This is a genomic window from Gluconobacter sp. P1C6_b (assembly GCF_018811945.1).
Classification (GTDB): Bacteria; Pseudomonadota; Alphaproteobacteria; order Acetobacterales; family Acetobacteraceae; genus Gluconobacter.
The window spans coordinates 19,129-32,481 of the sequence record NZ_JACRVU010000002.1 but is presented as its reverse complement, the minus strand read 5'-3'; the positions used below and the strand labels follow the sequence as shown (position 1 = coordinate 32,481).

The following is a 13,353-nucleotide window of genomic DNA, read 5'->3' as shown; positions in this document are numbered from 1 at the left end:
ATGGAACATTTCCAGCAGGTCGAGCCTTTCGACTATGTCATCTTCGGCGCCACTGGCGATCTCACGATGCGCAAGCTGCTGCCCGCGCTCTACAACCGTCTTCGGATGGGCCAGATTCCGGATGATGCGTGCATCATCGGAGCCGCCCGGACCGAGCTTGACCGGGAGGCCTATGTCGCGCGGGCCCGAGACGCCCTTGAGCGGTTTCTTCCCTCAGACATCCTGAGCCCCGGACTGGTCGAGCGTTTCCTCGCCCGTCTCGATTACGTGACGCTGGACAGCAGCCGCGAGGGCCCGCAATGGGACGCCCTGAAGTCCCTGCTGGCCAAGGCACAGCCTGACCGGGTGCGCGTCTATTATTTCGCAACCGCACCGCAGCTTTACGGCAGCATCTGCGAGAACCTGAACCACTATGGACTGATCACCCCCACCTCGCGGGTCGTTCTCGAAAAGCCGATCGGCACGAACATGGCCACCGCCACCGCCATCAATGACGGGGTCGGCCAGTATTTTCCGGAAAAGCAGATCTACCGGATCGATCATTATCTCGGGAAAGAGACGGTCCAGAACGTTCTCGCCCTGCGTTTTGCAAACCCGCTCATGAACGCCGCCTGGTCGGGCGAGCATATCGAGAGCGTGCAGATCACGGCAGTCGAGACCGTGGGCGTCGAAAGCCGCGCGGCCTATTACGACACCTCCGGCGCGCTTCGCGACATGATCCAGAACCACCTGCTTCAGGTGCTGTGTCTGGTTGCGATGGAAGCCCCCGATTCCCTTGAGGCCGATGCCGTCCGCAACGCCAAGCTGGCCGTCCTGAACGCCCTGCGCCCCATCACGGATGCCACAGCCGCCACCGAGACTGTGCGCGCGCAGTACACGGCCGGCGTAGTGGATGGCGAGAACGTTCCGGGCTATCTTGAAGAGCTCGGCAAGCCCAGCACGACGGAAACCTATGCCGCAATCCGCGCCTGGGTAGATACGCCGCGCTGGAAAAACGTGCCGTTCTACATCCGCACGGCCAAGCGTTCCGGCAAGAAGGTCAGCGAGATCGTCATCACCTTCCGCCCGGCGGCGACCACCATGTTTGGCGCCACCCCGGCCAGCAACAGGCTGGTCCTGCGCATCCAGCCCAACGAAGGCGTGGACCTGCGCCTGAACGTCAAGAACCCTGCGCTGGATGTCTTCAACCTGCGGCCGGCGGATCTTGATACTTCCATCCGCATGGAAGGCGGCCTGCCCTTCCCGGATTCCTATGAGCGGCTTCTTCTCGATGCCGTGCGGGGCGATCCGGTCCTGTTCATCCGCCGCGATGAGGTCGAGGCCGCATGGCGCTGGGCCGAGCCCATCCTCGACGCCTGGAAGAATGACAAAGCGCCCATGCAGACCTACAGTGCGGGCTCCTATGGACCGGAACTGGCGACACAACTGCTCGCCAGCCATGGCGACACCTGGCATGAAGCGTCGGAGTAACCGCATTTGAGTGACGATAAAAGCGCAACGCCCCGCCTGGGCCGCACACCGGGCCGGGGCACGCGCCGGCAGCCCCGCAGCTTCAAACAGCTCCTTTTGCGGCGACTGCTGGTCGTCATCCCGGCCTTTCTGCTGATGTTCATCGCGGTCCGGACCGGCCTGCTGGACATGTCCTATGACAAGATCACGTTCAGCAAGCTGAGCTGGTTCGACAACACGGCCCTGGTGGAGCATCTCCGCCTGGCGGTCGTGAGAGACAACCTGACGGACCTGCCGCGCAACTGCCTCGTTTTCGTGGTCAACGGCAACGCAGCGGACAATACGCCGACGATGGATGTCCTGGGGCGGCACGGCAATGGCTGCCCCGGCACGACACCTTCGGCGGACAAGCTGTTCAGCCTGAAGATCAACCGCTCGGAGCGGACCGTGGAGACAGATGCGGGAACGCCAGGCGCATTCCACAACCTTCCTCTTTAAAACATTCCCAGAAGGCGGACGCCGCTAGCAGGGTCCGCCGTTTTTCTGTGCAAAGACTTCGCGCAGGAACATTCCCCCTTCCCGCAATGCCTGACGGCCGTCCCTGAACAGCGCATAGCCGTTCAGGAAACCATGAATCATGCGCGGAAAATTCTTCAGCCGAACCGGCCCACCCGCCTCAGCGAGACACCGGGCATAGAGTTCGCCCTCTCCCCTGAGCGGATCAAAACCCGCAGTCACGATCATCGCCGGCGGAAGGCTCTGGAAATTATCCGCCAGAAGGGGCGAAAATGCCGGATCGAAAAGCTGTTCGGGGCTGCGCAGCGTCTGGCCGCAATACCAGTACAGAAGTTCCGCACTCAGCATGTAGCCCTCGGCATAGGCCCGACGCGAAGGCGGAACAAACGGCCCGCTCAGGGCCGGGTAATAGAGGAGCTGCGCGCTGAGCGGGCGCAGCCCCTTCTCCCGCACCCATTGCGTGAGCGCCGCGGACATATTGCCCCCTGCACTATCTCCCGCAACCGCAACTGGCACATCCTCGCCAACGCTCCGCAAAATCCAGGCGAGCGCGGCTTTGGCGTCCTCCAGCCCTGCCGGAAAGCGGTGCTCGGGCGCGAGACGGTAATCCAGCGAAACCACCATCGCGCCGGACGCGGCCGCAAGACGGCAGCAGATCCCGTGATGGGAGATCAGATCGCAATGAACGAATCCGCCACCATGCAGAAAGAGAACGACCCCCCGGACCTTTCCGCGCGGCCGGTAAAGGCGGGCGGTGCGGAAGCCATCGGCTCCGGGGACATGGATCTCACGCCATCGGCGGATCCCCAGTGAGGACAAAGCCACAGGAAAACTCGGGTGCCCCGTCACACGCCGGATCTGCTTCAGGACTGGCGCGGCGGGTGGCGCGGCGGGAATGGGTGGGATCTCGTCCAGGGCGATCATACGCGGCGTAACGCCACGTCTGCGGCTCTGCCAGGCCAGCCAGGACAGGAAGATCCGTAATGTCAGGGTCGGGCGCATTTCACTATTATGCAGGGATCATGCCCAAAAGTCTGCCCTTGACCCCGCAGGCGTCCCGGAGCAGTGTCTGCGCCGCCAGACGGCTGGACGATCGCTGTGTGTGCGATGAGGATCGCATACAGGGAGGAAAGTCCGGGCTCCATGGGAAAACGGTACCGGTTAATTGCCGGCGGGGGCGACCCCAGGGACAGTGCCACAGAAAACAGACCGCCCGCCGGACTGTGCCCCATGCGTTCATTCGCGGGGGAACATGTTGCGGGTAAGGGCGAAACGGTGTGGCAAGAGCGCACCGCATCTCCGGCAACGGCGATGGTCATGGTAAACCCTACCGGGAGCAAGACCGAATAGGAACGGCAGGTTTCCGCAAGGAGACCGGGGGTTTCTCGCCCCGTCGTTCGGGTTGGTTGCGTGAGGCCTGCAGCAATGCAGGTCCCAGAGGAATGATCGTCCCGCCTTCGGGCGGACAGAACCCGGCTTACAGGCCGTCTGGCACCCTTTGGAAAAATCTGTTCTCCCCAGTAATTGTTCTCCTTCACGAAGAAGAACAAAAACAGAACAAATAACGGCAGGTATAGATCCGCCTGCGCGATTATCCCTGATAATCCCTAACAAAAAGCAAAAAATTCCGTCACATTTCAGATTTTGAAAATGTCGCAGTTTTCTGCGGTTTTCAGACGATATCTGTTTGACGTCCCATGAAATCCCATGATATCCCAGTCAAGACCAAGCCAAATAACCAGAAACCGCATGACCGGTTCTGACGCAGGAAGGAGGCACATCATCCATGAGCATGTTCCTCGGCACGCATCAGAACCGTTTCGATGCCAAGGGACGTGTCTCCATTCCCGCATCTTTCCGCGCCGCCCTGAAATCACAGGCCCAGCCGGGAGATCCACTGGTTATCCTGCGTCCGTCCCATCTCCATCCCTGCATCGAAGGCTGGACGGTCGGCGCTTTCGCATCCCTTGCGACACCGCTCGACGAATACGACCCCTTTTCGGAAGATCATGAAGATCTGGCCGCCAGCCTCTATGCGGACGCCTATCCGCTGGACAGCGACAAGGAAGGCCGCATCATTCTTCCCGAAAACCTGCGTACTCACGCAGCCCTGACCGACGAAGTCTCCTTCATGGGGCTTGGCCGCACATTCCAGATCTGGAACCCCGAAGCTGCGGCAGAGCGGCGTCAGGCCGCCCGCAGCCGTGCCAGAACCCTCGCAACCAGCCGTCGCCCCGCCAGCGCGCCTGTCGCCGACACCACAGCGGGAGCAGCGGAATGAACGCGATCGCCCTGGTCCATTCCGGCCACGTTCCGGTCATGCTGCACGAGGTTCTCGAAGCACTTTCCCCGCGAGCTGGTGGACGCTATCTGGACGGCACGTTCGGGGGCGGCGGCTATGCCCGCGCCATCCTGAATGCAGCCGACTGCACGCTCGATGCCATCGACCGCGACCCGGCGGCCATCGAGCGCGGAAACGCCATGGCCATTCAGGCCAACGGGCGGCTGCGGATGCATCAGGGCACGTTCGGCGACATGGAAGCTCTGGTTGGAGCAGAAGGCCCGTTCGACGGCATCGTTCTGGATCTGGGCGTTTCGTCCTTCCAGATCGATCAGGCCGAGCGTGGGTTCTCCTTCCGTAACGACGGCCCTCTGGACATGCGGATGGGCTCGGATGGCCCGTCGGCGGCTGATCTGGTCAATACGTGCAAGGAAGCCGAGCTCGCGGACATCCTGTACCGTTACGGCGAGGAAAAGCTCTCCCGCCGCATCGCGCGCGCCATCGTGGCCGCCCGTGCCGAGGCCCCGATCACCACGACCGGCCAGCTCGCTCATATCATCCGCTGCTGCGTCCCCCGCGACCGCGCCAATATCGATCCGGCCACCCGCAGCTTTCAGGGCCTGCGGATTGCCGTGAACGACGAGCTTGGCGAACTGGAACGGGCGCTGGAAGCTGCACCGCGCCTTCTGGCTCCCAGCGGCATTTTCGTCGTCGTAACATTCCATTCCCTGGAAGATCGTCTGGCGAAACGTGCCCTGGCCGTCCTTGCAGGCCGGACGGGAAATCCTTCCCGTTACGAACCGGCGCCGCTCCGTCAGGAAGCACCGGCTTTTTCCCTTCTTTATTCCCGTCCCCTCTCCGCCACGGATGAGGAATCCCGGGAAAATCCGCGCGCGCGCAGTGCCCGTCTGCGTGCCCTGGTCCGCAATCCCGTCTCCAAGATGCCCGTCTCAGGAATGCCCTCATGATCCGGCCCTTCACCGTCGCCTGCGCTGTCCTTGCCGCAGGATCTGGCCTGTTTCTCTATACCAAGAAGCACGAGACCACGGTTCTGGACCAGAAGATCACGAAGATCGTGCAGGAGACGCAGCGCGTGCGCAGCCAGACCGCCATGCTGCGTACGGAATGGGCCCTGCTGAACCAGCCGGACCGCCTGAAAACACTGGCGGTCCGTTTTGTCCCCGCCCTGCATCCGATGGAGCCGGACCAGTTCATCCGTATGGCCTCGCTCGAAGCACGCCTTCCCGCTCCGGGCTCAAAGGCGCAGCCGGCCGATCCGCGCGAGGGACTGCATGAGGTCGTGAACCGCGCTGCCGAAGCCGCTCACCTGCCCCTGCCCGCTCCGCAGGCTGTCGTGCATGCTCCTTCCTCCGCCCAGCCGACCCCGGCTCCGCGTCCGGTGGTTGTAGCCATGGCATCGCATCCCGCCGCCACACCGAAGCCGGCCGCCATCCCGGTGCATGTCTCCCATGCCCACAATACGGACATGCAGATCGCGTCTGCTGCGCCGCGCACGGTTTCGGCGCCGGTTCACGCCCATGCCGACAGCGCCCCCAGCGTCCGACTGGTCAACTATCGTGAGTATCGTGAGAGCCATCCTGCCCCGCTGATGGTTGCCGCCTGGCACCCCCAGACCGTGCATGTCAGCCACAGCGCAGCCTCGACCCGCCTGGCCGAAGAACCGCCCCGCACGCATCACACACAACTTTCCGCTCTGGGAAATGCGAATGACGCATTGCCCGCGCCGGTGCCGTTGGCTAACTGAAAGCTCTTTCATCGTTAACCGCTCGTTCAGCATTTTCGGATAGCTTAGGGCGAGCCCTTCAACAGGACGCACCCCCGCACGATGCCCCAGGACGTGCCACCTTCTTCCGGTTCGCAGCGCCCCGAGCGTCCGGATGTGCCGTCAGGGCGTTTCCGGCGGGGCGGGACGCCGCGGGGGTTCCGCAGGCTGAATCTTGACCAGATGCACGGACGCCTGCTCGGCGTCGGCATGGGATTTCTCGCGATTTATGGCGCCGTGGCACTCAAGGCGACCGTCGCCACCGTCCTGATGCCGATGGAGCCTGAAAAGCGCCAGATCGCGCCTCAGGTTCCGGAAATCCCCAAGAGCGATCCGCGCGGGGAAATGGCGGGCGATTTCGTTCTGCCCACCGTCAAACGCGCGACCATTACCGATCGCACGGGTCAGGCTCTGGCGCTCTCGCTGCCTGTCGCGCAGGTCTATGCCAACCCGATGGAGCTGATTGATCCGGCGGATGCCGCCGACAAGCTCCGCAAGGTTCTGCCGCAGCTTGACCGCGACGAGACGATCCGCCGGCTGTCGCTGAAAAAGCAGTTCGTCTATCTGGCGCGCGACATTTCGCCCGTTCAGGAAATCGCCATCAACAATCTGGGTATTCCGGGCATCTATTTCGAAGCGGGCGAACGCCGCCATTATCCGCTGGGTCGCACAGCCGCGCAGATCATGGGCAGCGTCGATATCGACGATCACGGCATTGCAGGTGTGGAGCGGTATTTCGACAAGCGCCTGAACTCCGACCGCACACCGCTGCGTCTGTCGCTGGACGTACGCGTGCAGACCGTGGCGCATGACGAGCTTCAGGCTGCGAAGGACGAGTTCTCGGCGATCGGTGCCAGCGCGATCGTCATGGATGTCCGCACGGGTGAGATCCTGGCCATGGTCAGCCTGCCTGATTACGACGCCAACGATTTCGGCCACGCACCCAACGACGCCCGTTTCAACCGGGCCGTTACCGGCATGTACGAACCGGGTTCGACCTTCAAGCTCCAGACGGCGGCAATGGGCCTGCAACTCGGGATCGTCCATCTGTGGGACCGTTTCTCGACCATTCCCATCAAGGTCGGCCGCTTCACCATCCGCGACATGAAGACCGACCATTTCGCCCCCTGGCTCTCCCTGCCCGGCGTTCTGGCCTATTCGTCCAACCCGGCGGCGGCGCATATCGCGCTTGATGTCGGTGCGGCGCGTCAGCAGGACTGGCTGCGCAACATGGGATTTTTCAATCGTGTTCCGGTCGAACTGCCCGAAGCCGGACGGCCTCTCGTTCCCGCCTCGCGCAACTGGGGCATTTCCACGGTCATGACGGTCGGGTTCGGTCACGGTGTTGCCGAACCGCCGCTGGCCATCGTGCGCGGTACAGCAGCAACCGTGAACGGCGGTATCCTGCTCAAGCCGACCCTCGTGGCACGCGATAGCGAGGACGACAGCAAGCCGGGGCCCGACGCCGATGCGGCACAGCTCCGGCCCGTAGCCTACCGGCCGGGTGCGGACAGCGATGAGATCGGAGCCGAAACGCCCGTGGGCACGCGCGTCCTGTCCGAGCAGACCTCAGCGCTTCTGCGCAAACTGCTGCGCCTCGACGTCACGATGGGCAGCGGCAAGTCCGCCGAAGTGCCGGGCTATTATGTCGGCGGCAAGACCGGCACGGCAGAAAAGATCGGCGCGCATGGCGGATACCTGAAGCACGTCAACGTCTCGGCCTTCACCAGCGTGTTCCCGATGAACAACCCGCATTACGCCGTCTATGTGATGCTCGACAGCCCGCAGGGCACAGCCGCGACGCATGGCTGGACGACGGCTGCCTGGAACGCGGCACCAACCGTCAAGAAGATCATCTCGCGTGTCGGCCCGATCCTGAACCAGTTCCCGGATCTGGCAAACAAGGACGCGATCGACGCGTCTCTGGCCATTCCGATGAACCCGCCCGTGCCTCCCGGATACCGCGCCCTTGGTCCCGGCAACGACCCGGGCGATCCGCGCAATCAGGCCCGCGCCGCCAAGACCCAGCCCTCAAAGACACAGCACTGAACCATTTGATGCGTCTCTCCCAGCTCTTCGCCCTTTGCGGCACGTCGCAGTCCCTGACAGACGACCCCGACATTCTGGCCGTGACCGCCGACAGCCGCCGGGCCGCCCCGGGGACGCTCTTCTTCGCCCTGCGCGGCGCGAAGCAGGACGGAAGCGCCTTCATTCCGCAGGCCGTATCGCAGGAAGCCGCAGCCGTGATCGTGGATCACGAAACTGCGGCGCCCGACAGCGCAGTTCCCGTGATTGTACGGCCCGATGCCAAGCATCTGCTCGCCTGCATGGCGTCCGCGCTTGCCGGTCCGCAACCCGCCTGTATCGCAGCGATCACGGGCACGAATGGTAAAAGCAGCACGGCCGATTTCCTGCGCCAGCTCTGGACCCTTCAGGGAAATCGGGCGGCAAGCCTTGGGACGCTGGGCCTCATTTCCGATACGGATGTCCCGGCTCCACCCAGCCTGACGACGCCGGACCCCGTATCGCTGTCCCAGACCCTGGCTGCGCTGGCCCGCAACGGCGTGGAGCATGTTGCCCTCGAAGCCTCATCGCACGGACTGGAGCAGCACCGGCTGGATGGTGTGACGCTGACGGCAGCAGGCTTCTCCAATCTGACGCGCGACCATCTCGATTATCATCTGACGCTGGAAGCCTATCGCGCGGCAAAACTGCGCCTGTTTGACGAGGTGCTTCCCAAGGGAGGCATCGCGGCGGTCAATGCAGATATGGACGGCGAGACGTTCGCCGCTCTTCAGAACATTGCTGCCCGCCGGAGCCTGAAACTCCGCAGCGTCGGGCGCAATGGCACCACGCTGCGACTGATCGAAGCCCGTCCCACGCCGTCAGGTCAGATCCTGCGTCTCGCCCTGTATGGCGAGGAACTGCCCGAAATTTCCCTTTCTCTGCCCGGCCGCTTTCAGGCCGACAACGTGATGCTTGCGGCTGCCATGTGTTGGAAAGATGAAGCCGACGCCCGACAGGTTGTGGCCCTTTTGCCGCGCCTGACGGGCGTTCACGGACGGTGCGAGCGGGCTGTTGCATTGCCCAATGGGGCTGCCGCCTATGTCGATTATGCCCACACCCCCGATGCGCTCGACTGCGTTTTGTCCAGCCTGCGTCCCCATACGGCAGGACGTCTGGTCGTGGTCTTTGGCGCGGGCGGGGACCGTGACCGCGGCAAGCGCCCCCTCATGGGGGCAGTCGCCGCGCAGATGGCAGATCTGGCGATCGTGACCGATGATAATCCCCGCACGGAAGAGCCTGCCTCCATCCGTTCCGAAATCCTCACGGCCTGCCCGGATGCGCTCGAAATCGCTGATCGTCGCAGCGCCATCGCAGCAGGTTTAGAGGCTCTGATGCCCGGCGATATCCTGGTTGTGGCCGGCAAGGGGCATGAGCAGGGTCAGATCGTCGGCACGGAAGTCCTGCCCTTCGATGACCGTCTCGTCATTCGTGAACTGGCAGGTGCGGCATGAGCGTTCTGTGGAACAGTGCGGACCTTCGGGCCGCGACAGGCGGAACGCTGAACGCTGGCGTTCAGGTCACCGGCATCTCGATCGACACCCGAACGCTGACAGCGGGTGACCTGTTCATAGCCCTGCGTGGCGAGACGAGCGACGGTCACGCCCACGTGCAGCAGGCTCTGGACAAGGGCGCAGCCTGCGCGCTTGTGCATGACACAGCCGGACTGGACGACCCGCGCCTTCTGATCGTCCCTGACACCATGACTGCACTGATGGATCTGGGCCGCTATGCGCGCGCGCGTTTTCGGGGAAAAGTCGTCGCCATCACCGGAAGTGTCGGCAAGACGACGACCAAGGACATGCTGAACGTCGCACTGTCCGCCATAGGCCCGACGCACGCCGCCGTCGCCTCCTACAACAATCACTGGGGCGTGCCCCTGACGCTGGCCCGACTGCCGCAGGACGCGAGGTTCTGCATCAGCGAGGTCGGCATGAATCATGTCGGGGAAATTGCTCCCCTCGCCGCTCAGGTCCGGCCTGATGTGGCCATCATCACCACGATCGGTACAGCACATCTCGGCCACATGGGCAGCATCGAGGCAATTGCGCGGGAAAAATCCGACCTGTTCGGCGCGCTTGCGGACAAGGGAACCGCCATCGTCCCCGACGACGCAGCCGGTCAGGAGCATTTCCTGACCGCTCTTCCTGAAGGACGTGCCCTTTGGCGTTCGGGCTTCTCCGAGACGGCACAACTCCGGATCGAAAATCTGCGCTGCTCGTCAGAAGGCAGCCATTTTTCGCTGCATCTGCCCTGCGGCATCCAGAACGTGACGCTGACGGCGCCGGGAGAACATCTCGCCCGTAATGCCGCTCTGGCCCTCGGCGCGGTTGCAGCCCTTGGCGAAGACGTCACCGTTGCCGCCAGCGCGCTGCAGAACTTCGTGCCGGGTGCCGGACGCGGACAGATGCGCATGATCCTGAACGACGTGCGCCTTCTGGACGAAAGCTATAACGCCTCCACGCCCAGCGTCCGCGCGGCACTGGCGACCCTCGCGCTGCTCCCCGCCCAGCGGCACATCGCAGCCCTCGGAGACATCCGCGAACTCGGCACATTTGCCGATGCCGAACACCGTTCGCTCGCAGACGCCGTTCAGAACGCCAGGGCCATCGCCTTCTGCTGCGGCTCCCATATGCGCGCGCTCTACGACGCGCTTCCCTCCGAACTTCAGGGCGGATACGCCGCTGATGCCGCCTCTCTGGCGCCTCTTCTGCTCAAAGCCCTTCGCCCCGGTGATCTCCTGCTCGTGAAAGGCAGCTTCGGCAGCCGGATGCGTGACGTGATCTCAGTCCTCGACAACGCTTCCAGCCCGGTTTCTGCCTGATGCTTTTCAATCTCATCGCCGCTCATGACACGTCCCATGGCGGGTTTTTCAACCTGTTCCATTACCTGACGTTCCGTTCGGGCTGCGCTTGCCTGACGGCGCTCGTCATCTCGCTGGCACTGGGCAACCCCTTCATCGCGCAACTCAAGCGCATCCAGCGCGAAGGCCAGCCGATCCGCACCGTCGGCCCCGAGCGGCATATTCTCGAAAAAGCCGGAACGCCCACGATGGGCGGCATGCTGATCCTGATTGCGCTGTTCTCCGCCACGCTGCTCTGGGCCGATCTGACAAACGGCTTTGTCTGGGCCGTCATGCTGACAACGGCGGCCTTCGGGGCGGTGGGCTTTGCGGACGATTACCTGAAGCTCTCCAAGCGCAACACGACCGGCGTCTCCAAGCGCACCCGACTGGGCTGCGAGTTTCTGGCGTCGCTGATCGCCGGCATCTGGCTCCAGTCCCTGACACCGCCGGAACTTCGCAACATGGTGGCCTTTCCGTTCGTCAAGGATGTGTTGCTTCCGCTGGGCTATGCCTTCCCTATCTTTGCGATGATCACCATCACCGGCTTCGGCAATGCCGTGAACTTCACGGACGGTCTGGACGGGCTGGCCATCGTCCCTGTCGTGATCGCCGCACTGGTCTTCGCCCTGATCTCCTATCTGGTCGGCAACCACGTCTTCGCCGACTACCTGCAACTCCACCCGGTCCCCGGCACTGGCGAACTCGCAGTCTTCTGCGCAGCCCTGATTGGGGCGGGCCTCGGGTTCCTGTGGTTCAACGCCCCACCGGCCGCCGTCTTCATGGGCGATACCGGCTCACTGTCTCTCGGCGGCGCTCTTGGAGCCGTGGCCGTCGCCACCAAGCATGAACTCGTGCTGTGCATCGTGGGCGGCGTTTTCGTGGCCGAAACCCTGTCCGTCGTGATCCAGATTTTCTGGTTCAAACGGACGGGCCGGCGCGTGTTCCTGATGGCGCCGCTGCATCACCATTTCGAGAAAAAGGGCTGGCAGGAGCCGAAAATCGTGATCCGCTTCTGGATCGTCTCCATCGTGCTGGGCCTGTGCGGTCTGGCAACGCTGAAACTGCGATGAACGGCTTTCCGTCCAACATCCTCGCAGGCGAGCGTTATGCCGTCTACGGTCTGGGCCGCAATGGCACGGCCGTTGTGCAGGCGCTGCTCGGAATGGGTGCAGAAGTTCATGCCTGGGATGACCGCAATGCCGATCTTCCCGCGCAACCAAACCTGACAGTCGCCCCACTAACCGACCTGTCCGGCATGACGGCGCTGATCCTCTCCCCCGGTATTCCACATCTCCTGCCCAAGGCGCATCCCGTCGCCGACCTCGCACGTGCGCAGAACGTGCAGATCCTGTCCGACGCCGAGATCCTGTATCGCGTCGTCCGGAAATCCGGCTCAAAGGCCGCGTTCGTCGCCATCACAGGAACGAACGGAAAATCGACGACGACGGCTCTGATTGCCCATCTTTTTACAACGGCCGGACGCCCCTGCGCAGCGGGTGGCAATCTCGGTACGGCATCACTGGCATTGCCGCTCCTGCCCGATAACGGCGTCTACGTCATCGAAATGTCGTCCTACATGCTCGAACGGCTGGACCGTTTCCACGCGAACGCCGCCTGCCTGCTGAACCTGACCCCCGACCATCTGGACCGGCATGGCGACATGGCAGGCTATGCCGCCGCCAAGGCGCATGTCTTCGACAATATGGGCCCGGACGATCTGGCCGTGATCGGCACGGATGATGACTGGTGCCGCTCCATCGCGTCACAGGTCGCCTCGCGCGGCGTGCAGGTTGCGGAACTGGACGCGGACGCCCTGCCACCTTACGACGGCCCGGCCCTGCCCGGACGGCACAATGCCCAGAATGTCGGCGCGGCCCTGGCCATTGCACGCCATCTCGGCCTTGATGACGCAGCAATCCGGACGGCCCTGAAATCCTTCCCCGGTCTGGAGCATCGGCTGCAGAAAGTCGCGGAATGCGATGGTGTCTCTTTCATCAACGACAGCAAGGCCACGAACGCCGAGGCCGTCTCCAAGGCGCTCGCCGCCTATGACAAAGTCATGTGGATTGCGGGCGGCGTTGCAAAAGCGGGTGGCATCGAAAGTCTTGCGCCCTTTTTCGGTCACATCGCACAGGCTTTCCTGATCGGACAGAATGCGGACGTTCTGGCCGCGACGCTGGAAACGCATGGCGTACCCTTCCAGCAGTGTGGAACGCTGGAAAAGGCTGTTCCGGCAGCGTTCGAAGCCGCTCGCAACGAAAATATTCCCGTCGTCCTGCTGTCACCCGCCTGTGCAAGTTTCGATCAATTTCGCAGTTTCGAGGATCGAGGTTCACACTTCCTTCAGATTTGCGATAATATTGTGAAATCAGGTCATTCGGGCACCAACCCCACGCAGAAACAGGAGGATTGACG

General features: G+C 63.2%; 11 protein-coding genes and 1 other RNA gene. 11 read left to right on the top strand and 1 reads right to left on the bottom strand.

Features of this window, described 5'->3' with window-relative positions:
- Both zwf and KP701_RS01915 read left to right on the top strand, forming a co-directional pair.
- Positions 1-1,470, top strand: a complete 1,470-nt coding sequence (gene zwf / locus KP701_RS01920) for a glucose-6-phosphate dehydrogenase (protein WP_215745492.1) — start codon at positions 1-3, stop codon at positions 1,468-1,470.
- 6 nt (positions 1,471-1,476) lie between these two features.
- Positions 1,477-1,947, top strand: a complete 471-nt coding sequence (locus tag KP701_RS01915; protein ID WP_215745491.1) for a hypothetical protein — start codon at positions 1,477-1,479, stop codon at positions 1,945-1,947.
- 24 nt (positions 1,948-1,971) lie between these two features.
- Here the strand turns inward: KP701_RS01915 and KP701_RS01910 are convergent, their stop codons facing one another.
- Positions 1,972-2,967: an alpha/beta hydrolase gene (locus KP701_RS01910; RefSeq protein ID WP_215745490.1), complete on the bottom strand. Its 996-nt coding sequence runs from the start codon at positions 2,965-2,967 to the stop codon at positions 1,972-1,974.
- 75 nt (positions 2,968-3,042) lie between these two features.
- Between KP701_RS01910 and rnpB the strand changes: the two genes are divergently transcribed.
- From rnpB to murD, 9 genes are all read left to right on the top strand, one after another.
- An RNA gene (gene rnpB, locus KP701_RS01905) (RNase P RNA component class A) lies at positions 3,043-3,461 on the top strand.
- Between the two features lie 290 nt (positions 3,462-3,751).
- A complete protein-coding gene (gene mraZ / locus KP701_RS01900; protein WP_215745489.1) occupies positions 3,752-4,246 on the top strand; it encodes a division/cell wall cluster transcriptional repressor MraZ in 495 nt (164 codons plus the stop codon).
- The gene (gene rsmH, locus KP701_RS01895) at positions 4,243-5,214 is read left to right on the top strand and encodes a 16S rRNA (cytosine(1402)-N(4))-methyltransferase RsmH (RefSeq protein WP_215745488.1); all 972 of its coding nucleotides are present in this window, start codon (positions 4,243-4,245) and stop codon (positions 5,212-5,214) included. Before mraZ ends, rsmH begins: the two co-directional genes overlap by 4 nt.
- Entirely contained in the window at positions 5,211-6,011 is an 801-nt protein-coding gene (locus KP701_RS01890) for a hypothetical protein (protein WP_215745487.1), read from the top strand. The genes rsmH and KP701_RS01890 overlap by 4 nt, the downstream gene beginning before the upstream one ends.
- Positions 6,012-6,092: 81 nt before the next feature.
- A complete protein-coding gene (locus KP701_RS01885) occupies positions 6,093-8,078 on the top strand; it encodes a penicillin-binding protein 2 (protein ID WP_215745486.1) in 1,986 nt (661 codons plus the stop codon).
- 8 nt (positions 8,079-8,086) lie between these two features.
- A complete protein-coding gene (locus tag KP701_RS01880) occupies positions 8,087-9,547 on the top strand; it encodes a UDP-N-acetylmuramoyl-L-alanyl-D-glutamate--2,6-diaminopimelate ligase (protein ID WP_215745485.1) in 1,461 nt (486 codons plus the stop codon).
- Positions 9,544-10,917, top strand: a complete 1,374-nt coding sequence (murF, locus tag KP701_RS01875; protein ID WP_215745484.1) for a UDP-N-acetylmuramoyl-tripeptide--D-alanyl-D-alanine ligase — start codon at positions 9,544-9,546, stop codon at positions 10,915-10,917. Before KP701_RS01880 ends, murF begins: the two co-directional genes overlap by 4 nt.
- Positions 10,917-12,008: a phospho-N-acetylmuramoyl-pentapeptide-transferase gene (mraY, locus tag KP701_RS01870; protein WP_011251751.1), complete on the top strand. Its 1,092-nt coding sequence runs from the start codon at positions 10,917-10,919 to the stop codon at positions 12,006-12,008. Before murF ends, mraY begins: the two co-directional genes overlap by 1 nt.
- Positions 12,005-13,351 carry a UDP-N-acetylmuramoyl-L-alanine--D-glutamate ligase gene (gene murD / locus KP701_RS01865; protein WP_215745483.1) on the top strand — a complete coding sequence of 449 codons (1,347 nt, stop codon included), beginning with the start codon at positions 12,005-12,007 and terminating at the stop codon, positions 13,349-13,351. The genes mraY and murD overlap by 4 nt, the downstream gene beginning before the upstream one ends.
- Positions 13,352-13,353: the final 2 nt, after the last annotated feature.

Bases quoted from the DNA above. Each gene is read 5' to 3' on its own strand.
- zwf (WP_215745492.1), top strand. From the start codon at position 1: ATGGAACATTTCCAGCAGGTCGAGCCTTTCGACTATGTCATCTTCGGC.
- KP701_RS01910 (WP_215745490.1), bottom strand. From the start codon at position 2,967: ATGCGCCCGACCCTGACATTACGGATCTTCCTGTCCTGGCTGGCCTGG.
- mraZ (WP_215745489.1), top strand. From the start codon at position 3,752: ATGAGCATGTTCCTCGGCACGCATCAGAACCGTTTCGATGCCAAGGGA.
- rsmH (WP_215745488.1), top strand. From the start codon at position 4,243: ATGAACGCGATCGCCCTGGTCCATTCCGGCCACGTTCCGGTCATGCTG.
- KP701_RS01890 (WP_215745487.1), top strand. From the start codon at position 5,211: ATGATCCGGCCCTTCACCGTCGCCTGCGCTGTCCTTGCCGCAGGATCT.
- KP701_RS01885 (WP_215745486.1), top strand. From the start codon at position 6,093: ATGCCCCAGGACGTGCCACCTTCTTCCGGTTCGCAGCGCCCCGAGCGT.
- KP701_RS01880 (WP_215745485.1), top strand. From the start codon at position 8,087: ATGCGTCTCTCCCAGCTCTTCGCCCTTTGCGGCACGTCGCAGTCCCTG.
- murF (WP_215745484.1), top strand. From the start codon at position 9,544: ATGAGCGTTCTGTGGAACAGTGCGGACCTTCGGGCCGCGACAGGCGGA.
- mraY (WP_011251751.1), top strand. From the start codon at position 10,917: ATGCTTTTCAATCTCATCGCCGCTCATGACACGTCCCATGGCGGGTTT.
- murD (WP_215745483.1), top strand. From the start codon at position 12,005: ATGAACGGCTTTCCGTCCAACATCCTCGCAGGCGAGCGTTATGCCGTC.